Source organism: Pedococcus aerophilus, from assembly GCF_039532215.1.
Taxonomy (GTDB): domain Bacteria; phylum Actinomycetota; class Actinomycetes; order Actinomycetales; family Dermatophilaceae; genus Pedococcus; species Pedococcus aerophilus.
Genome location: NZ_BAAARN010000003.1, coordinates 502,807 through 524,634, shown reverse-complemented (window position 1 = coordinate 524,634; position 21,828 = coordinate 502,807). Strand labels below are relative to the sequence as shown.

The following is a 21,828-nucleotide window of genomic DNA, read 5'->3' as shown; positions in this document are numbered from 1 at the left end:
TCGCCGTGCGCAGCATGTCGGCCCGGTTCTGGGTCGAGATGGCGACCGTGACCAGGGGTTGGTCCACCGGCCGCGCCTCGGTCACGTTCCGCACCACCGAGTGGTCGGTGCGCAGGATGCTGCGGTTGCGTTCGAGCGCCCGCTTGGCCCACCCCAGGCGCTTGTCACGGTTCTGCAGAGTCGGGTGCCACACGTGGTAGACGCGCTCGTGGCGCGGTGCACTCCACATGAAGATGGCGCCCACGGACTGCAGCCGCAGGCAGAAGTCCAGGTCCTCGACCCCGTAGACGCTGAGTCGCTGGTCGTAGCCACCCACCTTCGCGGCGAGGGCCCTCGGGAACAGCAGGACGCCGTTGCCCCAACGGGAGTGCATCTGGGAGACCTGCTGGAGCTCGCCCCACGGGATCTGTCCGAAGTCGTCGAGCAGGGCGTTGGACGGCCCGGGCGGCAGGTCCCGGGTCTGGAACGCCAGGACGCTGTCGCTGGACGACCCCCGGAGCCGGGACACGGCACTCGCGATCGACCCGGGGGCCCACACCATGTCCACGTCTGCGCACAGGATCCACTCGCCGCGAGCCACCGACAGGGCCCGGTTCATGACGACGGGCTTGTTCCAGTGGTTGGAGGGTGTCGAGACGAGGATCGAGCCGATGCGGTGCGAGGCGGCGGCGACCTCGTCGAGGTCGGAGCTCCCGCCGTCGCTGACGATGATCTCGAACGTGAGGTCCCCGCAGGCCGCCGCCAGGGTCGATGCGGCCAGCTCCACCCGCCGGGCGTCGCGGTTCCTGATCGGGATGATGACGGTCAGGTCGATCACCGAACGGGCCCCTCGTGACTGTGGATGCCCACGTTGGGGAAGGTCCCCTCGAGCGAGCTCCGGTAGACGGACTCGATCTTGGGGTAGGCGCTGGGATACAGGGTCACGTCCAGGCCGAGCTGCGCGCCGGCGATCGCGACGTGGAGTCGGTCGGTGTCCAGCGAGTCGAACTCCCGGAGACGGTCGTAGAAGCCACTCGATGCCGAGAAGCCGTTCCCCTCGAGGCTGAGATCGCGGTTCGCGGGGTCCTCGGACCGGGCCGAGGCCTGGTCGCGCTCCTTGTCGATCCGGAAGGCGCTGAGGTGGTTGCCGGATGACGGGTCGTCCACCGGATCCGGGGAGAGGTGGAAGGCCATGTCGTGACAGAAGATGGCGTCAGGGCGGTTGTCCAGCGAGTACGAGTCGTCCCGGGCGAACAGGCGTACTCCCTCGGTGGGCTCCGGCTGGGTGGGGGGCTCGCCGAACGTCGTGGGGAGCACCGTCATCGACCTCACCTGTGGCGCGAGCGAGGACACCAGCTCGGGCGTCGTGTGCCAGAACTCGCACCATCCACCTCCGCCACCGACGAGGACGTGGCACGAGGCGAGGTCCGGGTGGTCGAGGATCTGCTCGCGTCGCAGCTCGACGTAGGCGAACCCGAGGTGGGCGAGGAACGCCCTGCTGCCGGCGTTGATGAGCGAGTCGCCCCAGTTGCCCGGGGAGGGGCAGAAGACCAGCGGTGCCCCGGCGGCGTCGTCACGGATGTACTGGGCGAGTCGCTTGAACTCGGGGGCGTGCGATGGACGGGGGGCATGCATCGCTGTGATCACCCTTCTCGAGGACCTGGGGGTGTGGGGTCAGATGAGGATGTGCCTGTCGGCACGGCCATAGGAGAGCACCCGCGCGTTGGCCAGCAGCTCTGCTGACGTCGCTTCCCAGGTGTGGCGCACGGAAGTATGCCGCATCTGGACGAAGTTGAACCTATCGGCCGAGTAGACGGCCAGGCCCGAGGCGACCACGTCGCGCAGGAAGCCGGTGTCCTCGCCGCGCCACACGTCGGCGAACGGGTGGGCCAGTGCCATGTCCCGGTGCGTGACGATCGTCGGGCCCATCACGAGGTCGGTGAACCGGTGCTCGCGCTCGGGGAAGCGCAGGATGGTCGCGTCCAGCGCCTCGAGGTACATGTGGTGCGCCTGCTTGCCCACGACGCTCGCCCCCGAGTAGTCCAGGGCGTGCAGCTGGTCGCGCAGGTAGTCCGCGCCATACAGGTCGTCGTCGTCCATCTTGGCCACGACGTCACCGGACGCCGCCGCGACCAGGCGGTTGAGGCAGCCGCCGAGGGTGGTCTCGGCGGGTTCGGTGAGGAGGGTGAGGCGCAGGCCGAGGTCCGCAGCCTGCCCGGCCAGCTCGGCGGGAGGTTCGAAGCCGTGGGTGAGCAGGACCAGCTCGACGTCGACACCGCGCTGGGCGGCCACCGTGGCCAGGACGTGGTCGAGCTGCTGGGGGCGGTTCGTGGAGACGAGGGCGCTCACCGACGGCAGGCGCGCGGCGGACGAGCCGGACGAGAGCCCCGCGGCGGACAGGACGGCGTCGAGGCGCCGGGTGTAGGTGTGCGACTCCCAGATCCGGCGCTGGGCGGTGTGGACGGTCCGGTCGCGCAGCTCGGGGCTGTTGACCAGGGCGCGCAGCGTCCAGCGGGCCTCGTCCTCGCCGCCGACCTGGAGGACCTCGTCGGCGGGGAAGAACTCGCCGATGGCGCGGCTCGGCGTCGAGACGACGGGGGTGCCGCAGGCGGTGATCTCGAAGATCCGTCGCGCGCACATGCTCGGTGAGCCGACGACGGAGTTGACGTTGAGGAAGACCTTGTACGCGCGGTACGCCGTGAGCATCCGCGGGTAGTCGAGCGACCCGACCACACGCTGGTCCAGCGGCGCAGGGAACTGGTAGCGCTCGTCGCCACCGAGGTAGCGGGAGAAGATCTCCAGCCCCGTGGTCATCCGCGACGAGACCGCGTCGGCCGCACCGAGCAGGAGGTCCATCTGCTCGCGGCGCTCGGGGTACTTGTGCGCGAAGTACATCCCCCCGAACCCGATGTCGCGGCTCTGGTGGCCGTCGGCGGGACGGATCGGGTTGTGCAACGTCTGCTGCGCGGCGAACGGCAGCACGCCGACCCGCTCGTGCCCGAGGTCGCGGTGGTAGTCCGCCACCCGGTCGGAGTCGGTGGTCCAGACGTGGTCGAAGAGGCGGGCCGTGTCGAGGAAGTCCTCGTAGTGGACCGGGTCCTCCTTGTTCCAGAACACCGTCGGTACGCCGTGGTCGCGACACCACTGCACGAGCTCGACGATCGCCGGCCGCGGCGCCGAGGTGCCGGTCAGGTGGTACTGCCACGCATCGCCGTTGCCGTGCCACGCCGACTCGACGAACAACAGGTCGATCCGCGGGGAGTCCACCTCCTCGCGCCAGCCGGAGGGCGTCAGGGCGACCTGGTCCCACTCGTACCCCAGTGCCAGGCTCGTGAAGTCGTCCAGGATGACGCCGACCCGCAGGTCGGGGCGGCGCGGGGCTCGGTCGGGCAGCGGCCACGGCGGCACCTCCAGCAGCCCGTCCCCACCGAGCCTGATGCTCCCGCGCGGCTGGCGCTGGTCGAGGTCGCGGCGTCGCCACCACTGCCGCACCTGGTCGGTGCCCCCCCGCCGCAGGTGCCACGCCGCCCGCCGGGCGTCGGCCACGAGTCGGGCCGCACGCGCGGCCGGTGATCCAGCAGATCGGGAGCCGGCGCCGGGCATGGTCTCCTCAGGGGGACGGAGGGGTATGCGGCGGGGTCACCCGGGCCGGGCCCGGTGCGCTCCCCGGCGCGCGAGGTCCCGGTCAACATAACGGACAAGCAGGTCAGGGCCCCCGACTCGCTCGGCTCGGCGACTCGCGCCAGTTCGGGATCACCCCACCCTGTGCGGCACAATGTCCGAATGCACCGCTTCCGGGGGACCGACATCTGGCTGGGTCTCCTGGCCGTCGTCGTGAACATCGGGCTCGTCGTCGGTGTCGTCCTGCTCACCACCGGACGACCCACCGTGGACGAGCCGACCCCGGCCCAGAAGACCCCGACGACGACGGCCACGACCAAGGCCACACCGTCGACGACGACGACCACCACCGCGGCCCCGCGCTCGCCCGAGGCCCTGCTCGGCTCCAGCGCCAAGGTGACCCTGGCGGTCCTCGGCGACCAGACCAGCGACGGTGAGGCCGAGTGGGTCACGGCGTTCAGCCAGTACCTCGCCCAGGACCGCAAGGTCACCCTCAACCGGCTGAACCCGGCCGACCCGACGACCTACACGATCAAGTCGTCGTTCGGCTCCTCCGGCCCGTCGACCGTGATCTACAACGGCAGCCGCGCCGGCGCCTCGGCGAACTACGCCACCCAGCGGGTGCCGTTCCTCGTGCCGGTCAAGCCCGACTTCGTCATCCTCAACTACGGGCGCAACGACTCGGCCTCCACGGTGGCCAAGCACCTCCAGGCCGTGTCGACTGCCGTGAAGAAGAAGTACCCGTCCGCCACCCTGCTCGTGACGCTCCAGCCGCCGACCTTCGACGACCAGCAGAAGAAGGTCCGCACCGCCACAGCGGCCTGGGCCAAGTCCCGCGGCTACCGCACCCTCGATGTCGCCAAGGCCTTCATCGGCACCGGTGCCCCGAACTCCTACGTCTCGGCCGCCGACCCCGAGGTGCTCAACTCCCGCGGTGACTCGTTCTGGGGCGAGACCGTCTTCCAGCTCCTGGGCGGTGTCGTCCGGGCGCCGGAGCCGGCCCCGACCACGACCACGATCCCCGCGCCGGTGACCACCACGTCGTCCTCGTCCTCGTCCTCGTCGTCGTCCTCGTCGTCCTCCTCCTCGGCGCCCGCACCGCCACCGCCGCCGCCGTCCTCGTCGAGCTCTTCGAGCACGCCGCCGCCCCCGGCGACGACCGACCCGACACCGGACCCCACGCCGCCGGACGACGGACCCATCCCGACCATCACTCCGCCGCCGCCCGCTCAGACGCGCTGACGGTCCGCGGGACTGGCACGGGGCGCGCGGACTGCCGGCCCGGCGACATACCCCGGGTTTTGTCTGTCGAGGTTTCCCGGTTTGCCCACCTGTGGGAGCCTTGCCCCGGCCGCGTCGGCAGGGCGGACCGGGGAGTTCTCCCCATTGGGGGCGGGCTGCTGCCCATCTAGCCTTGCCCGGAGCGGCCGCCAGCCGCGGTCCCCCGAAAGGTCCAGATGCCCACCCTGAAGTACCCGAGCGAGCAGTTCCCCGGCCCGCCCTCGGTCACCGTCGAGATCCCCGACGGCTGGTCGCCGGTGCGCGTGCCCGGGACGCTGCTGGCCGCCCGGCGTGCGGAGAAGGGTGGCAGCTTCGCCCCCAACCTCGTCGTGCGCGGGTTCACCCGCTCCGCGGAGTTCACCATCGGGCGGGCCCTGGCGGAGCTCAAGGCGTTCGTCACCGAGCGACCCGACGGCGAGATGGACGAGCCGTTCGAGGTCGAGATCGACACCGTCCCCTTCGTCGGGGTCAACGTCTCGTGGACCGACGACACCGTGGGCGACGTCGTGCAGGCCCACCTCTTCGCCGGTGCGCGCCGCGGCCAGGTGGTCGACCTCATCCAGGTGACCGGCTCGGTCGGCGGGCCCGAGGTCGAGGCGGAGTACGGCACCATCCAGGAGCTCATGCAGACCGTCCGGGTGACGCGGTGAGCACGGCGTCCGTGACCGTCGCCGGGCTCACCCTGCGCGCCGGTTCGGCCACCGACGTCGGCCGGGTCCGCGGTCACAACGAGGACAACCTGCTCGCCGAGGGCGCCGTCTTCGCGGTGGCCGACGGGATGGGTGGGCACGCCGCGGGCGAGGTCGCCAGCGGCATCGTCGTCGACACCCTGCGCGGGCTCGCCGAGCGGGTCGTGCTCGTGCGCGACGACGTCGTGACCGCGCTCGCCGACTCCAACGAGCAGATCCTGCGCTCGGTCGCCCGCCACCCCGAGCAGACCGGCATGGGCACCACCGCCGCCGGGCTGGCCATCGTCTCCGCCGGAGGGTCCAGCCACTGGGCCGTCTTCAACGTCGGCGACTCCCGCGTCTACCGCTACGTCGACGGCCACCTGCGGATGGTGACGGTCGACCACTCCGAGGTCCGCGAGCTCGTCGACGCAGGCCTCATCACCGAGGCCGAGGCCGCGCGCCACCCGCTGCGCAACGTCGTCACCCGGTCGCTCGGCTCCGACTCCATGCCCGCGGTCGACCTCTGGGTCTTCCCGCCCCAGGTCGGCGAACGCTTCCTCATCTGCTCCGACGGCCTCAACGGCGAGATCGGCGACGACCAGATCGCGGCCCTGCTCGGTCGGCACGAGGACCCGCACGAGGCAGCGGTCGCCCTCGTGGACGCCGCCGTCGCCGCCGGTGGGCGCGACAACGTCACCGTGGTCGTCGTGGCCCTCGACCGGCGCGAGGACGACGGCGACGACGACGAGGTCGACACCGCTCCCCGCAGCGAGGTCACGAGGTCGTCGGCATGACAGAGATCCGCTTCGACACCCCCGACCGGCCGGGATGGTCCGCCATCTCGGCTGGAGGCGTGTTCGCCCTCGTGCGCGGCGAGGCCACCGACGACGTCGTGGGCCGCGTCCGTGAGGCCGCCGTCTCCGGCGAGCTCGACGACCTCCTCGACGCCCTCACCCGTGACGGGGTGCGCACCGCCCCCGACTTCGTGGCCGTCCAGGACGGTGACCCCGTGCGCGTGGTCGCCCGCGGCACCGCGTATGCCGTCGTGCCGGCTCCGGGCGGCGACGTCGAGATCCGGGCCGCGCGGCGTGGCCCGTGGGCCGACGAGGACGCCCCCGAGGGTTCGCCCGAGCTCGTCCTGCACTCCGGCGAGGCCGTGCCCGAGCCCGCGGTCGGTCCCGCGGACCCGGCGGCGCTGCCCGACGGTCAGCTGAGCTCGCCCGGTGGGGTCAAGGGGTGGCAGGTGCCCGCCCGGCTGCGCCGTGGCGGACCGCCGTCGCAGGACGAGGCGCGTGCCGCTGACGCTGCCGCCGACGAGCCGGTCGTCCAGGAGGTCCCGGGCTACGACTACCTGTTCGGTGCACCCGGCTCGACGGGCACGCCGCCGTTCCTGCCCAACCACGACACCGGGACCCTCCAGGAGCCGCCGATCGGTCGGGCCCCCATGGAGGAGGCCGCCGGGGTGGTCCCGCCACCGCCGGCCGACCACACCCTGCCCCCGCCGCAGCACACCGAGGCCGGTCGACCGGTGCCCCCGACGCGTGCGCTGCCCCAGCAGGCGTCCCAGCCCGCCTCCGACCCCGCGCCCCCGCCTGCTCCCCGGCAGGGCGGGCCCTCCGGCAGCGGACTGATCGAGTCGGTGCCGTGGCGCCGCGGCGGCAGCAACGTCGCCCCGTCCGACGACGCCCCCGCCGCCGGTCCGCCGGCCACCCCTCGTGTGCCGACCACCCCTCCCGTGCCATCGCCCACGCCAGCTCCGGCACCCGCCCCTGCTCCGGCACCCGCCCCTGCTCCGGCACCGGCTGCAGCCGCAGACCCGGACCCGGCTCCGGCACCGGCCGTCACCGACACCCAGGCGGCTCGTGCCGCGGGCGAGATGCCCGGCCGACGGGGCGCGGCCTCGCACACGGTCTCCGTCCCGCCGCCGGTGCAGCAGGCGACCCCGGACGCCCCCGCGGTCGAGGAGGCCACCGTCGACCGGGCAAGCCTGCCGATGACGGCCACCGGCTCCATACCGAGGGGTCCGATCGTCCTCGCGGTGCTCTGCCCGGCGGGGCACCCGAGCCCGCCGCACGCGAGCAGCTGCCGCGTCTGCGACCGGGAGATCCCGGCGCAGCAGCCGTTCCAGACGCCTCGCCCGCCGCTCGGGCGCATCCGGCTCTCCACCGGCGACGTCGTCACCCTCGACCGTGGCGTGCTGCTCGGTCGCGCGCCCAAGGTCAACGCCGACCTGCCCGCCGCGCAGCGACCACACCTCGTGCGGGTCGTGAGCCGCGACAACGACATCTCGCGCAACCACGTCGAGGTCGTCCTCGAGGGCTGGCACGTCCTGGTGCGCGACCTCGGGTCGACCAACGGCACCACGGTCGCCCTGCCCGGCCAGCAGGCGGTGCGCCTGCGCCCCAGCGACAGCCAGGTCATCGAGCCGGGCACCGTGGTGGGCATGGCCGACGAGGTCACCTTCAGCTACGAGGTCCCCTCGTGACGGTGGCCGCGCCACCCGAGCTCGACGGCCTGGTCTACCGCGAGCTCGTCGGCTCGGGGGGCTACGCCGACGTCTACCTCTACGAGCAGCAGATGCCGCGGATGCGGGTCGCGGTCAAGGTCCTCAAGGGCGAGGGGCTGACCGACTCGATCCGTCGCCAGTTCCGCGACGAGGCCGACACCATGGCCCAGCTCGCCGACCACCCCTACATCGTCCAGGTCTTCCGGTCCGGCACCTCGCTGGACGGTCGCCCCTACCTGGTCATGAAGTACTACCCGCCGCCGAACCTCGCGCTGCGCTCGCGCAACGAGCGGCTGAGCGTCGAGGAGGTGCTCCGGACCGGCATCCAGCTCGCCAGCGCCGTCGAGACCGCCCACCGGGCCGGCATCACCCACCGTGACATCAAGCCCGCCAACGTCCTGGTCAGCCAGTACGGCGCCCCCGGCCTCACCGACTTCGGCATCGCCGGCCAGCTCGGCCACGGTGCTGCGGAGGACGACGAGGACGACGTGGGCGTGAGCGTGCCGTGGGCCCCGCCGGAGGTGCTGTTCGGCCAGTCCAACGGAGACGCCAGGGCCGACGTCTACTCGCTCTCCGCGACGCTGTGGCAGCTGCTCGTCGGGCGCTCGCCGTTCGAGATCCCCGGCGGTGACAACTCCGCGTACGGCCTCATGCCGCGCATCCGCACCTCGCCGGTCCCCGCCACGGGACGTGCCGACGTGCCGGTCTCGCTCGAGCGGCTGCTCACCCAGGCCATGGCCAAGGACCCGGCGGCCCGGCCGCAGAGCGCCATCGCGTTCGCGCGCTCGCTGCAGGAGATCGAGCAGGAGCAGCGCTTCACCCGCACGGCCATCGTCGTGCTCGACGAGCAGGGCCAGACCACCCTCGCCGACCAGAGCGCCCCCGTGCAGGGCGCCGACGACGACCGCACCCGGGTGCGCGCACCGCAGTCGGTGCAGGGCCAGACGCCCGTCGCTCCACGGCCGCGCAGCGTCGGCGGCACGGTCGCCGTGAACGGCGCCCAGGGGGTCGCGGGCCCGGCGTCCCACGCGGCATACGAGCACCCGTCCGTGGACGCCGTCGACGTCGGCGGCACGGTGAGCCGTGACCGTCTCGCCACCCGCACCGTGGAGCCGGAGGCGCCAGCCCCCGCGCCCCAGCGCAACCCGGCCGTCACCCTCGCCGCCGTGGCGGTCGCCCTCGTGGCCGTCGTCGTCGGTGCCTCGGTGCTGTTCGGCCGCGGTGACGACGACCCGGAGGACGCCCCGAAGACGGTGGCCAGCCAGAGCGCCGACGTCGCCCTGTCCGTGCCGAGCACGCCGACGCTCGAGGCCAAGGGGGTGCCCGGCGGGGTCGCGTTCACGTGGCAGTACCTCGCGCCGGAGAAGCCGGACCGGTTCTTCCTGCGGACGGCCGCGAACACCGGGGCGCTGGGGGAGTCGCTGGACGGTGCCCCGCTCGCGGAGGCGACGTCCACCGTCAAGGCGAGCAAGGGCGCGCAGGTCTGCGCGCAGGTCAAGGTCAGCCGCGAGGGCCTGGCCTCGGAGTACTCGGCACCTGTCTGTGGGAGGGCGAAGTGAGCACGGCGACCGGCACCATCACGGTGGAGTTCTGCGGCGAGGAGTTCGTCGCCGTCAAGGGCACCCCGCTGACCATCGGGCGCACCGGCGACGTCGAGATTGACGACAACCCGTTCCTGCACCGCAACTTCCTCCAGGTCGTCGAGGAGGGCGGGCTGTGGTGGCTGACCAACGTCGGCACCACCCTCACCGCGACCGTGGCCGACAAGAAGGGCCTCTTCCAGGCCTGGCTCAACCCCGGCGCCCGCATCCCGCTGGCGCTCGAGCGCTTCACCGTGTGGTTCACCGCGGGGCCGACGACCTACGACTTCGACATCCTCGTCGACTCCCCGGCGTTCACCTCGACCGGCAGCGAGGACGTGGAGACCGACAGCAGCGGTGAGACCACGGTCGGCCGCGTCACCTTCACCCCCGACCAGAAGCTGCTCATGGTGGCGCTGTGCGAGGGGCTGCTGCGGCGTTCGTATGCCGCGCCTGGCCAGATCCCGTCGTCGGCCGATGCGGCGGCGAGACTCGGCTGGAAGGTCACGAAGTTCAACCGAAAACTGGACAATGTCTGTCAAAAGCTCGCTGATGCTGGTACTCGTGGACTGCACGGGGGGCCGGGGAAGCTCGCGAGCAACCGCAAGGCGCGGTTGGTCGAACATGCGTTGTCGACGCGCCTGGTGACCGAGGGAGACCTCGCACTGCTCGACGCGATCGACGCCGACGACACCACGGGGGAAGCACACAGATGAGTCCGGTCTCACGCCGGCGCGCCGGAGTGGCCTCAGGGGTCGTCGTCGCCGTGGCGGCGTCCAGCCTGACGTTCTTCGCCGTCGCGTCCAAGGGGGAGACCGTCCACGAGGCGGACCTCAACGACGGCGGTGTCTGGGTCTCGGCGACCAACTACAGCCAGTTCGCCCGGATGAACAAGGCGGCCCGCCAGTTCGACGCCGGCATCCAGGCCAACGTCACGCCCGGCGCCGGGCTCGACGTACTCCAGGACGGTGCAGCCGTCGGCGGCATCCTCACCACCGGCAACCAGCTCGTCCCGATCGACCCGCTCACCGGCCGCCTCGACTCCACGTCCCCGGTCCAGCTCCCGCAGAAGGCCAAGCCCGTCGGCGAGGAGTTCGTCCCCGCCACCGGCGACCTGCGCGGCGGCACCCTGGCCATGGTCGACCCCAAGACCGGCAAGGTCTGGGCGCAGCGTGTCGACGCCAAGGCCCCCCTCACCGGGATCTCCCTGTCCACGGCCACCAAGCCCCTGGCCACCGCGGGTGGCGTCGCCGCGATGGCGGTCGACACCGCCGGCGGCGTGCACGTCGTGTCGGCGGCCACCGGCAAGGTCGTCTCCGTCCCGGTCGTCGGCGACTCGTTCGGCAAGCCGGTCACCGAGAAGATCGGCCTGGAGGCCAGCGCGGTCGACATCACCGCGGTGGGCACCCGGTGGGTCGTCTACAACCCCGTCGACGACCAGCTCTTCGCCCAGGGCCTCGAGCAGCCCGTCGCCGGTGGTGCGGACCGCCTCGGCGGCATGGCGTATGCCGCGTTGCAGCAGCCCGGCCCGGAGGCCGAGTCCGTGGCCCTCGAGACGACCACCGAGCTCAAGGTCGTCGCCCTCGACGGCGAACCCGGGCAGGCCGGCGTCCGCCTCCCGAGCCAGGTCGGACCCGGTGCCGAGCGCCCCAAGGTCTCGCGGCCCGTCCGCCTCGGCGACTGCGTCCATGCGGCATGGGCGCAGACGGCCAAGGCCTACTACGGAGCGAACTGCGGTGAGGGCCAGACCGTCACCGCCGGCACCCTCGACAAGCCGGGCGACGTGCCGCTGCGCGACGGCATGGCGCTGCGCACCAACCGCAACCTCATCGTCCTCAACGACCTCGACACCGGCGACGCCTGGGACCTCGACTCCAAGCCGCTGAAGATCGACAACTGGGACTCCGTCATCCCGCCGAGCAAGACCGACGACGACAGCGACAACAAGGACAAGAACGTCGTCGACGACACGACGACGCCCCAGCCGCCCAAGGCCGAGCCCGACAGCCTGAAGGTCCGCGCCGGACGCACGTCCAAGCTGCACGTCCTCGACAACGACACCGACACCGCCGGCTCGATCCTCGCGATCGCGCCGAGCGAGGTCACCCAGCCGTCGGCGACCGGGGTGACGGCGACCGTCGCCGGTGACGGCCAGTCCATCGACGTCAGCGTCCCGGCCGACCCCGACGAGCAGTCGTTCTCCTTCTCCTACAAGGTCAACAACGGCACGGCCGCCGCGCACTCGCAGGCCACCGTCACCGTCTCCATCGTCAGCGAGGAGATCAACGCGCCGCCGTTCCTGCGCGACGGCTCCGCGACCCTGGCCAAGACCGCATACCCCGTCGTCTCCGGCGGGCGGCTCCCGGTCTCGGTGATCGGTGACTGGCGCGACCCCGAGAGCGACCAGGTCATCGTGCAGCCCGCGGACGGCGACAGCCTCGTCGACGGCCTCGGGCGGCTCGTGGTGCAGGCCCCGGAGAAGGCGGGCTCGCAGGCCGTCCCCTACACCGTGGACGACGGTCGCGGCGGGGTCACCGAGGGCAAGGTGACCCTCGCCGTCCTCGGCAAGGACAGCACGTTCCGGCCGCCGCTCACCCAGCCCGACGTGGTCCGTGGCGTGGTCGGCAAGCCGCTGCAGATCGAGCCGCTCGGCAACGACGTGGCCGGTGCCGACCCCGAGGAGCCCGACGCCAAGATGCGCCTGGCCACCGAGGTGCGCCCCACCGGGGCCCTCGCCGTGGAGAGCGACCTCGACACCGGGGTCGTGACCATCACCGGTGCCACCAAGGGCAACTACGAGCTGACGTATGCCGCGCAGGTCGGCCAGGGCGTGGCGCCCGGCCGCGTGCGGATCGACCTCATCGACGACCCCGACCCCGACGCCCCGCCGGTGGCCGTCCCCGAGGCGGCCACGGTCCGCGACCAGACGCCGGTGATGTCCGACGTCCTCGCCAACGACTACTCGCCGCGCGCCGACGTGCTGGTCACCCGCAGCGTCTCGGTCGACAAGGACAGCAGCTGGCTGCGCCCCTCGATCTACCAGGGCCGCTGGGTGCGCATCGAGGCGCTCGACCCCTTCATCGGTGGATCCAAGCCCCGGACCGGCACCGTCCGCTACACCGTCAGCGACGGCAGGAAGACGGCCACCGGCGAGGTCACGGTCACTCAGCGACCGACCGACCCCAAGGCCCTGCCGATCATCCAGGACGACGCCGCCGTCGTGCGCGTCCAGGACAGCGTGAGCATCCCGGCGCTGGACAACGACTCGATGGCCGAGGGCATCCCGCTGGTCCTGGACCCCGACTCGGTCAAGGTCCTCGGCACCGGCGAGCCGCAGAACGCCTTCGCCTCCGGCAACCTCGTCCGCTACGTCCCCGACAGCTCGAAGCCGCTCACCACCGAGAAGGTCGTGACGATCGAGTACGCCGCCTACCCCATCGGCGACAAGTCCAAGGCCCGCTCCGGGCGCATCTCGGTGACGGTCAAGCCGCTGCCCGGGGCCACGAACCCCAACCAGGCGCCCATCGCCCGCAGCTTCTCCGCGAGCGTCGTCTCCGGTGAGCCGCTCACCGTGACCGTCCCGGTCTCAGGAGTCGACCCCGACGGCGACAGCGTCACCGTGCAGGGCATCGAGGGCGACGACGGCGAGGCCATCGAGCTCTCCCTCGGCCGGGTCACCGGCATCGGCACGTCCACCATCAAGTACGAGGCCTACCCCCGCGCGACCGGCACCGAGGTGCTCAACTACACGGTCGCCGACCGGTATGGCGCCAAGAGCACCGGGTTCGTCCGCATCGGCGTCGTCGCGCCCGGCGACCCTCAGCCCCCGGTCGCCGTGCAGGACGAGGTCCGCGCGGCCCCGGGCAAGACGGTGACCCTCGACCCGACCGAGAACGACCTCATCGCCCGTGGCGACGCCATCGACCTCCAGTACAAGGAGCTCAACGACGAGCCGACCCTGGCGAAGTGGAAGGTCGACACCCGCGCCAGCACCTTCCGCACGGCCGTCCCCTCCGTCGACGTCGGGCCCCAGGTCATCACCTACGGCATCGACAACGGCGTCTTCGACCCGTCCAAGGCCGCGATCACCGTCCTGCCGGTGCCCGGCTGGAAGAACCGGCCCGTCGCGGTCGACGACGTGGCCAAGCCGGTCGCCGGCCAGGAGACCGCCCTGGTCGACGTGCTCGCCAACGACCGCGACATCGACGGCGACCAGAGCTCGCTGGTCGTCGACCGGCTGCTGTCGGCCGAGGGCACCATCGAGGGCAACCAGGTCCGGGTCAAGATCCTCGACCACCCGCACACCGTCCCCTACGTCATCCGCGACGAGGACGGCCAGACGGCGATGGCGCTGATCTACGTGCCGACCGGCAACAACGGCCTGCCCTTCGTCGTCAGCGGCAAGCTCATCGAGATGGACAAGGACTCCACCGAGACCGTGTCGCTGAGCGAGTACGTCAAGTCCCCGCGCGCCCGCGTCATCGGGCTCACCACCCCCGACACCCTCAGCGCCTCGCCCGCCGCGAACCTGTCCGTCGCCAACGAGGACAAGGGCACGCTGACGCTGAAGTCCTCCAACGGGTACGTCGGCCCCGGCGCCGTGATGCTCGAGGTGACCGACCAGGAGAGCGTCGACCAGAAGGACTTCCGGACGGCCTACCTGTCGATCCCGGTGCAGATCGGCCCGAAGGTTCCGCTGCTGAGCTGCCCCGACTTCTCGGTCAGCCTCGTCGCCGCCGGGCGCGCCCGCAGCCTCGACATCCCGACGCTCTGCCACGCCTGGCTGCCGCCAGGCCTGACCTTCGACGACGTCCGGTTCGACGTGAAGTGGGAGCCCGAGTCCCGTGGCGTCTCGCTCGACCAGACCGGCACCGGCGGTCGAGGCGTCACCCTCAAGGCCGACCGTGACGCCCCGAGCAGCACCAACGGGCGGGTCCGCATCCAGGCCCGCGGCGCCGACGAGGTCTCCTACGTCAAGGTGTCCGTCCTCGGGCTGCCGAAGAACGGCGGGGCCAACGGCGCCAACGCAGGCGGGCCCGACGGAGCCAACCCGGCCGTCGACGAGAACGGCAACCCGATCGCGACGACCGCACCGCCGCCGCGTGTCCGCCCGTTCTCGGTCTCCGGCCTCAAGGCCGGCTCCTCGCGCACGGTCGACATGCGCTCCTACCTCGACTCCCCGCTCGACAAGCCGCAGTGCTCCGTGGGCGCCGCGCGCATCGAGAGCGGCAAGGGGCTGACCGCCCGCGCCAGCGGCTGCACGGTGACGATCTCCGCCGACAACGACTCGTCGGGCACGGGCTCGGTCACGGTGTCGGTGTCCGACGGCCCCGGGCGCAACGCCGTCGGCCGCGGCACGATCAGCGTGCTCGGCCGTCCCCTGGTCCCCGGCAGCGTCCGCGCCGTGGCCGACCGGGTCAACGGTGGCACCGCGCGCGTCTCGTGGACCCCGCCCACCTTCGACGGCGGCAGCCCGATCACGAGCTACTCGGTCAAGGGTCGTGGGCCCGGTGCGACGACGACGGCCTGCACGGCCTCGCCGTGCACGATCAGCGGTCTGGAGGACGGCGAGAAGTACTGGTTCACCGTCGCTGCCGTCAACGGCATCGGCACGAGCGACCCCAGCCCCGAGGCCGGTCCGGTCGTCCCCGACACCCGGCCGAACCCCGTCAGCGGCGTCGCGATGGTCTCCCGCGGCGACGGCACCCTGACGGCGAAGTGGAACGAGCCCGCCAAGAAGGGCAGCGACATCGTGTCCTACACGGCGAAGTTCACCGACACGACGACCGGCACGAGCAAGCAGGTCAAGGTCTCGGCCGGCACCCTGCGGGCCGTGGTGAACGGACTGACCAACAACCACGTCCAGCAGGTCTCGGTGCGGGCGACCAACAGCCTCGGCTCCGGACCGTTCGGCCCCGTCGTCGAGATGCAGTCGGCCGGCACGCCGCCCGCCGTCGGCGCGCCCTCGCTCCAGTCGCGGGCGCCGGCGGCCGGCTACGACAGCACCAACGTGCAGGTGGACTGGAACGAGGTCTCGCCCAACGGCCCGAACCTCGTCCGCTACACCGTCTACCGCCGCGTCGACGGGGGAGCCTGGGCCGAGATCGGCCGGGTCTCGCCGGGCCGGACCTACTACACCGACTCCGGGGTCGTCTACGACGGGCGCACCTACACCTACGTGGTGACGGCGACCAACGGGGCGAGCAAGGAGTCGGCGAAGGCCAACACGTCGTCGTTCAGCTCGATCGGCATCCCCGAGGCGCCGGCCCAGCCCCGCGCACAGACTCCGTCGGCCAACAACGGTGCGACGATCACCGTCAACCTCGGCAACTCGCGGGCGTCGGGCTTCCAGCGCCTCGAGTGGCGGGCCAACGGCAGCTCCGGCTTCGTCGACTGCCCCTGCGCCAACGGCTCGAGCAAGCAGTTCGAGATCCGCGGCACGGGCAACGACCCGCAGTCCATCCGGATCCGGGCCTTCAACGGCACCTCCTGGTCCGCGTTCTCCCAGAACAGCGCGTCGTTCACCCCCTACGGCCCGACCCGCAACCCCACGAACCTGCGCAGCAGCCGCAGCGGCAAGACCATCACCTGGCAGTGGAACACCCCGGACAACGGGCGGCCCACCAACCGCGTGCAGGTCCGGGGTGCGGTCGACCGGACCTTCGAGTCGGACCGGCAGCAGGTGTCCTTCACCGGTGCCGCAGGCGGCACCTACCGGCTGGAGGTCCGTGCCCACACGGCGGCCGGATGGTCGGCCTGGGTGGGTCCGGACAGCGCCAGCATCCCCGACGACCCGAAGGTCACCGTGGTCAAGGGCAGCACCTGTGGCGAACGCTCCTGCGCCACCGGCAACGGCTCCTGCTCGAGTCCGTCGTGCCGGTGGATCGCCGTCCGCACGTCGAACTTCGGCGGCGGGGTGACCTGCACGTTCCGGGCCAACGGCAACACCGTGAACGGCTGGCGCAACATGTCGATGGGCGGCAACGCCTACAAGGAGAGCGACAACTTCTACGGCATACCGGGCAGCACGGTGACCGCCATCTGCGACGGGGTGAGGGACTCCATCACCTGGTAGGGGGCCCCGTCACCCGGACACGGCCCCCGCCCCGACCGCACCACAGCGCCTCACCGGCGCGCCATACGAGCACCACACCCCGCAGGAACGAAAGGCAACGCACTCCATGACCGTCACCCAAGAGCAGGCCCAGTGGTTCGAGCAGGCGTTCACCCAGATGGTGGAGAACGTCGAGAAGGCCGTGCTCGGCAAGGACCACGTGATCCGGCTCGCGCTGACCTGCATGCTGTCCGAGGGGCACATCCTCCTCGAGGACTTCCCGGGCACCGGCAAGACCCAGCTGGCCCGGGCGCTCGCAGGCACGGTGCAGGGAAGCAACAGCCGCATCCAGTTCACCCCGGACCTGCTGCCCAGCGACGTCACCGGCGTGACGATCTACGACCCGAGCACGCAGAAGTTCGACTTCCACCCCGGGCCGATCTTCGCCAACATCGTGCTCGCCGACGAGATCAACCGTGCCTCACCCAAGACTCAGTCGGCGCTGCTGGAGGTCATGGAGGAGGCGCACATCACCGTCGACGGCGTCCGGCACGAGGCCGGTAACCCGTTCATGGTCATCGCCACCCAGAACCCCATCGAGCAGGCCGGCACGTACCGCCTCCCCGAGGCGCAGCTCGACCGCTTCCTCATGAAGACCTCGCTGGGCTACCCCGACCTCGAGGCCACCGTCGCCGTCCTCGCGAACGCCAAGGTCCGCGACCGCGCGGGCACCCTGTCGGCGGTCGTCACGAGCAGCGTCGTCACCGACATGGCCGCGCTCGCCGACGAGGTCCACGTCGACCCGGCGATCCTCGCCTACGTCTCGAAGATCGCCGAGGCCTCGCGTCGGCACGTGTCGGTCAAGCTCGGGATGTCGGTGCGCGGCTGCCTCGCGTTCGTGCGCTGCGCCAAGACGTGGGCGGCGAGCCAGGGCCGCACCCACGTCATCCCGGACGACATCAAGATGCTGTCCAACCCGGTGCTGTGCCACCGCCTGCTGCTCACCGCGGAGGCGCAGTTCGCCAACATCACCGTCGACCAGGTCATCACCCAGATCCTCGGCGAGGTCGCCCCGCCGGCCGAGCGCGCGGCCTGAGCCCACCGACGCCATGAGCTCACCCACCGGACCATCGCAGGACGGTTCCGCCCCCGAGGAGGAGCGGACCGTCCGCCGTGCCGACCTGCGCGCCGGGCGCGGCGGCGAGCCCTCCGTATCGCGCCGTCCCCGACTTCGGCGGGCGACGTCGGGTGGCTCGGGGCCGGGTCGTCCGGCACCGAGTCGTTCGGCGGCTGGCGCAGCCGGGTCGCGCCTTCGGCTGCCGGCCGTGCGGCTGCCCGACCTCTCGCGCTTCGGTGGACTCACCGTCCCTGCCCTTCCCGAGGGACTGACGACGCGGGCGCGTGACCTGCGCGAGCAGACGCGACCGGCCTGGTCACCGGTGGCGGGGTTCCTGCGCTGGATCTCGCCGCTGGGCTGGGCCGTCCTCGCCCTCGGTGTCGCCGGCTGGGTCGTGGGGCGCGCCACCGGGTGGACCGAGTGGCTGATGATCGGCGCCGCGGCGCTGGTCCTCGTCCTGTGCTGCGTCCTGCTGGCCATCGGTCGCACCCGCGTCACCATCGCCACCGAGCTCGAGCCGGTGCGCGTCAGCGTCGGGGAGCCGGCCACCGGTCGGATCACGGTCACCAACGACTCGCCTCGGGGCATGCTGCCCCTGCTCGTCGAGCTGCCGGTCGGCGTCTCGGCCGCACGGTTCACCCTGCCCCCGCTGGGCTCGGGCAAGGCGCACGAGGAGCTCTTCGTCGTGCCGACCCACCGCCGCGGCGTCATCCCCGTCGGTCCGGCCCGCACCGTCCAGGGCGATCCGCTCGGCCTGGTCCGGCGCACCGAGCGCTGGACCGACGTCACCGACCTCTACGTCCACCCCCGCACGGTGTCGCTGGAGAGCCTCGGCGCCGGACTGCTGCGCGACCTCGAGGGCGAGACGACCCAGGACCTGTCGATGTCGGACCTGGCCTTCCACGCGCTGCGCGAGTACCAGCCCGGCGACGACCGCCGCTACATCCACTGGCGTTCCTCGGCCAAGGCCGGTCGCCTGCTCGTGCGCCAGTTCCTCGACACCCGACGGTCCCACCTGTGCATCGTCGTCGACGCCGACCCCGAGCAGTTCGAGGGCGGGGAGGACGAGGCCGAGATCGCGATCAGCGCGGCGGCATCCCTGGCGCTGCGTGCGATCCGCGACGACCAGGACACCACCATCGTCTGTCGCGACCAGGCCGCCTCGCGGACCACCGCGTTGCTGACCCTCGACGCCCTCGCGCGGGTCGAGCTCGGCTCGTCAGACGTGTTCGGCCGGTGCACCGAGGCGTTCGCCCTGGCCCCCGACACCTCGATCGTCGTCCTCATCACCGGGCCGCGGCGCCCGTTCATCGAGGCGCAGCGGGCGCTCGCGCAGTTCGAGCTCGAGGTCAACAAGGTGGTGCTCACGATCGACGCGATGGAGGAGACCGGGGTCCAGCACCTCGGAGGCCTGACCCGACTGAACATCCGGCGCATCCAGGACCTGCGCGCCGTCCTCGCCAGTGGAGCCCTCGTATGACGACGCCACCGACCGGCGCCCCCGACCACACGACCGGGCCGGGGCGCGACTCGACGTCGCCCGGGCGCACCAGGGCGCGGACCTCGTGGACGAGCACTCGCTCGCGGCTCGCGGCCTCGTCGCGGCGCGGTGGCCTGCTGCCCGGACGTGACGCCCTCGTCGACGCCGCCTTCACCGTGGTGCTCGTCGGGCTCGCGCTCGTCGGCTTCCGCACCGACTTCGCCGGGCTCGTCTGGGTCCTGCCGGCCGTGGCCGGGCTGGTCCTGGGCCTGCTCGTCACGCACGTCACGACGGCATACCGGCTCCCGATCGTGGCCCCGCTCGCCGCGGTGACCGTCCTCTACCTCCTCCTCGGTGGTCCGCTGGCGGTTCGCCGTGACCTCGTCGGGGGGGTGCTGCCCAGCGGACAGACGTTCCTCGACCTCGCCGATGTCTCCGTGCACGGCTGGAAGCGGCTGGTCACCCTGCTGCCGCCGGTCGACACCGGCAGCGGGCTCCTCGCCCTGCCGCTCATCGTGGGCCTGCTCGGCGGGTGCGTCACCTACGCCGTGGCCCGACGGTGGTCGAGCCCCTATGCCGTGCTGCCGGCCCCGTTGGTGCTGCTCGCCCTCGGCATCGTGCTGGGCACCCTGGAGCCGGCCGCGCTGACCGTGCAGGGTGCCGTGTTCGCGGTGCTCGGCATCGGGTGGATGGTCGCGCGGGCCGCGCGCACCCGCGCGCCGCTGCAGAACGGTGCGGGCCAGCGGACGCGGTACGGCATCGGTGCCGCCCTCGTCGGGATCGCCCTGGTGGCCGGGTACGTCGTCGGGCCGCTGCTCCCCGGAGCCGGGTCGACCACCCGCCTCGTCGCCCGCTCGCACGTCGTGCCGCCGATCGACATCGCGGCCTTCGCCAGCCCGCTCGCCGGCTACCGCAAGTACACCGAGCCCAACCCCTCGGCCCTCTGGGACACCCCGCTGCTGGAGGTGCAGGGCCTGCCGGCCGGCACCCCGCTGCGGTTCGCCACGCTCGACTCCTACGACGGCGCCGTCTGGGGAGCCTCCGAGCGCGCCAACAGCGGCTCGCTCGTCCCGGGCGCAGCGTTCCAGCAGGTGGGCGAGGTGGTCTCCACCAAGGGACCGGGCCGCAAGGTCGAGGTCCAGGTGTCCGTGCCCGAGGGCGGCTACGGCGACGTGTGGCTGCCGACCGCCGGCACCGTGGCCGGAGTGAAGTTCGAGGGACGACGGGCAGACACCCTCGCCGGCCGGCTCTGGCTCAACATCGACACCAACACCGCACTCGTGCCCGACCGCCTCGAGCCCGGCGACCGGTACACCTTCACCGCCTACGTGCCGCCGACCCAGGAGAAGATGCCGACGTCGCTGCCGATCGACCAGTCGTCGCTGGCCGACGAGATCGACACGAGCTTCCTCGACGCCAAGCTCGACGCGTTCACCGGTGACGCGGCCGACCCGTGGGCGCAGTTCACCGCCATCGCCAAGGTCATGGCGAGCGAGGGGGCGTACACCGACGGCGGCACCGAGAACTCGGTCGAGCGCTACTACCTCCCCGGCCACAGCCTGGGCCGGTTGGCGCGCTTCGTCGGGCTGGCGCAGCTCGCCGGCAACGACGAGCAGTACGCCTCGACGCTGGCGCTGATGGCCAACCGCGTCGGCGTCCCCACCCGGGTCGTCATGGGGGCCATCACCCCGGACAGCGGTCCGGTCCGTGGGCAGGACGTCCACGCCTGGGTCGAGGTCCGCGACAGCCAGGGCCAGTGGGTCCCGGTGCTGCCGGGCAACTTCCTGCCCGACCGCAACAAGAAGCCCAAGGAGCTCCAGACCAAGGTCGAGGACCGCAAGGTCGGGGCGCTCGTCCCGCCGCCCGCCGGCGTCAACCCGCCCAGCGTGCTCCAAGGCCCCGACCAGGCGCAGAACGCCACCAACCTCAAGAAGCCGCCGAAGAAGCTGTTCGACCCCTCGGCCTGGCCGTGGTGGGTCCAGTGGCTGGCCGTCCTCGGCCTCGTCCTGGTCGCGCTGACCGCCCTCTACTGGACGATCCGGGGACTCAAGGCATGGCGGCGGCGTCGGCACGCGACCCGCGGCCCGACCGCCTCCCGGGTGGCGTGGGCGTGGGCCGACCTCATGGCCAGCGCGCGCTCCTACGGCCACCGCATCCCGCGGCGCTCGACCCGCCTCGAACAGGCCTCGGCCGCCGGCGGACCGGTGGACCTGCGTCCACTGGCCCGCTCCGCCAACGGCCACGTCTTCGGTCCGGGGGAGCCCAGCGCCGACGAGGCCGCGGCCTACTTCGCCGCGACGACCGCGGCCCGCAAGGACCTGCGGGCCAACGCCGACTTCTGGCGGCGGCTGCGCTCCGACGTCGACCTGCGCCCGTTGTTCACCCGTGGCCCGGCGAAGGTGAAGGCGCCCACGAGGGCGGCCACGCCCGATACGCCCTCACCCGCCCAGCCCACCCCCGTCGGGTCGATGTGAAAACGCCCGAGAATCAGGGCGTGTTGACATCGGCCCAAGACGACGAGGCCCCACCCGCGGACGGG

The 21,828-nt window shown here is 72.2% G+C and carries 13 protein-coding genes; 10 read left to right on the top strand and 3 right to left on the bottom strand.

Going from position 1 to position 21,828, the window contains the following annotated elements:
• The 3 genes from ABD286_RS14580 to ABD286_RS14570 form a co-directional block, all read right to left on the bottom strand.
• A partial coding sequence (locus tag ABD286_RS14580; protein ID WP_344194722.1) for a glycosyltransferase family 2 protein occupies positions 1 to 817 on the bottom strand: 817 nt, incomplete at its 3' end.
• The gene (locus ABD286_RS14575; protein ID WP_344194720.1) at positions 814 to 1,614 is read right to left on the bottom strand and encodes a hypothetical protein; all 801 of its coding nucleotides are present in this window, start codon (positions 1,612 to 1,614) and stop codon (positions 814 to 816) included. The genes ABD286_RS14580 and ABD286_RS14575, both read right to left, overlap by 4 nt.
• A gap of 39 nt (positions 1,615 to 1,653) precedes the next feature.
• Positions 1,654 to 3,525 (bottom strand): glycosyltransferase family protein, encoded by a 1,872-nt coding sequence (locus ABD286_RS14570; RefSeq protein ID WP_344194718.1) that lies wholly within the window; start codon positions 3,523 to 3,525, stop codon positions 1,654 to 1,656.
• A gap of 237 nt (positions 3,526 to 3,762) precedes the next feature.
• Between ABD286_RS14570 and ABD286_RS14565 the strand changes: the two genes are divergently transcribed.
• The 10 genes from ABD286_RS14565 (at position 3,763) to ABD286_RS14520 (ending at position 21,763) form a co-directional block, all read left to right on the top strand.
• Positions 3,763 to 4,842: an SGNH/GDSL hydrolase family protein gene (locus ABD286_RS14565; RefSeq protein WP_344194716.1), complete on the top strand. Its 1,080-nt coding sequence runs from the start codon at positions 3,763 to 3,765 to the stop codon at positions 4,840 to 4,842.
• A gap of 215 nt (positions 4,843 to 5,057) precedes the next feature.
• The gene (locus tag ABD286_RS14560; protein WP_344194714.1) at positions 5,058 to 5,531 is read left to right on the top strand and encodes a hypothetical protein; all 474 of its coding nucleotides are present in this window, start codon (positions 5,058 to 5,060) and stop codon (positions 5,529 to 5,531) included.
• A complete protein-coding gene (locus ABD286_RS14555) occupies positions 5,528 to 6,346 on the top strand; it encodes a PP2C family protein-serine/threonine phosphatase (RefSeq protein ID WP_344194712.1) in 819 nt (272 codons plus the stop codon). Before ABD286_RS14560 ends, ABD286_RS14555 begins: the two co-directional genes overlap by 4 nt.
• The gene (locus ABD286_RS14550; RefSeq protein ID WP_344194710.1) at positions 6,343 to 8,037 is read left to right on the top strand and encodes an FHA domain-containing protein; all 1,695 of its coding nucleotides are present in this window, start codon (positions 6,343 to 6,345) and stop codon (positions 8,035 to 8,037) included. The genes ABD286_RS14555 and ABD286_RS14550 overlap by 4 nt, the downstream gene beginning before the upstream one ends.
• Before the next feature lie 2 nt (positions 8,038 to 8,039).
• The gene (locus ABD286_RS14545; RefSeq protein ID WP_344194708.1) at positions 8,040 to 9,617 is read left to right on the top strand and encodes a serine/threonine-protein kinase; all 1,578 of its coding nucleotides are present in this window, start codon (positions 8,040 to 8,042) and stop codon (positions 9,615 to 9,617) included.
• Entirely contained in the window at positions 9,614 to 10,354 is a 741-nt protein-coding gene (locus tag ABD286_RS14540; protein ID WP_344194706.1) for an FHA domain-containing protein, read from the top strand. Before ABD286_RS14545 ends, ABD286_RS14540 begins: the two co-directional genes overlap by 4 nt.
• Positions 10,351 to 16,713 (top strand): Ig-like domain-containing protein, encoded by a 6,363-nt coding sequence (locus ABD286_RS14535; protein WP_344194704.1) that lies wholly within the window; start codon positions 10,351 to 10,353, stop codon positions 16,711 to 16,713. The genes ABD286_RS14540 and ABD286_RS14535 overlap by 4 nt, the downstream gene beginning before the upstream one ends.
• Before the next feature lie 106 nt (positions 16,714 to 16,819).
• Positions 16,820 to 17,788 (top strand): AAA family ATPase, encoded by a 969-nt coding sequence (locus ABD286_RS14530; RefSeq protein ID WP_344194702.1) that lies wholly within the window; start codon positions 16,820 to 16,822, stop codon positions 17,786 to 17,788.
• Positions 17,789 to 18,017: 229 nt separating this feature from the next.
• Positions 18,018 to 19,289: a DUF58 domain-containing protein gene (locus ABD286_RS14525; protein WP_344194700.1), complete on the top strand. Its 1,272-nt coding sequence runs from the start codon at positions 18,018 to 18,020 to the stop codon at positions 19,287 to 19,289.
• The gene (locus tag ABD286_RS14520) at positions 19,286 to 21,763 is read left to right on the top strand and encodes a transglutaminase TgpA family protein (RefSeq protein ID WP_344194698.1); all 2,478 of its coding nucleotides are present in this window, start codon (positions 19,286 to 19,288) and stop codon (positions 21,761 to 21,763) included. The genes ABD286_RS14525 and ABD286_RS14520 overlap by 4 nt, the downstream gene beginning before the upstream one ends.
• The last annotated feature ends 65 nt before the right edge of the window (positions 21,764 to 21,828 follow it).

Excerpts from the sequence above, each read along its gene's own strand:
- ABD286_RS14530 (WP_344194702.1), top strand. The coding sequence starts at position 16,820 with ATGACCGTCACCCAAGAGCAGGCCCAGTGGTTCGAGCAGGCGTTCACC.
- ABD286_RS14560 (WP_344194714.1), top strand. The coding sequence starts at position 5,058 with ATGCCCACCCTGAAGTACCCGAGCGAGCAGTTCCCCGGCCCGCCCTCG.
- ABD286_RS14550 (WP_344194710.1), top strand. The coding sequence starts at position 6,343 with ATGACAGAGATCCGCTTCGACACCCCCGACCGGCCGGGATGGTCCGCC.
- ABD286_RS14565 (WP_344194716.1), top strand. The coding sequence starts at position 3,763 with ATGCACCGCTTCCGGGGGACCGACATCTGGCTGGGTCTCCTGGCCGTC.
- ABD286_RS14520 (WP_344194698.1), top strand. The coding sequence starts at position 19,286 with ATGACGACGCCACCGACCGGCGCCCCCGACCACACGACCGGGCCGGGG.
- ABD286_RS14575 (WP_344194720.1), bottom strand. The coding sequence starts at position 1,614 with ATGCATGCCCCCCGTCCATCGCACGCCCCCGAGTTCAAGCGACTCGCC.
- ABD286_RS14535 (WP_344194704.1), top strand. The coding sequence starts at position 10,351 with ATGAGTCCGGTCTCACGCCGGCGCGCCGGAGTGGCCTCAGGGGTCGTC.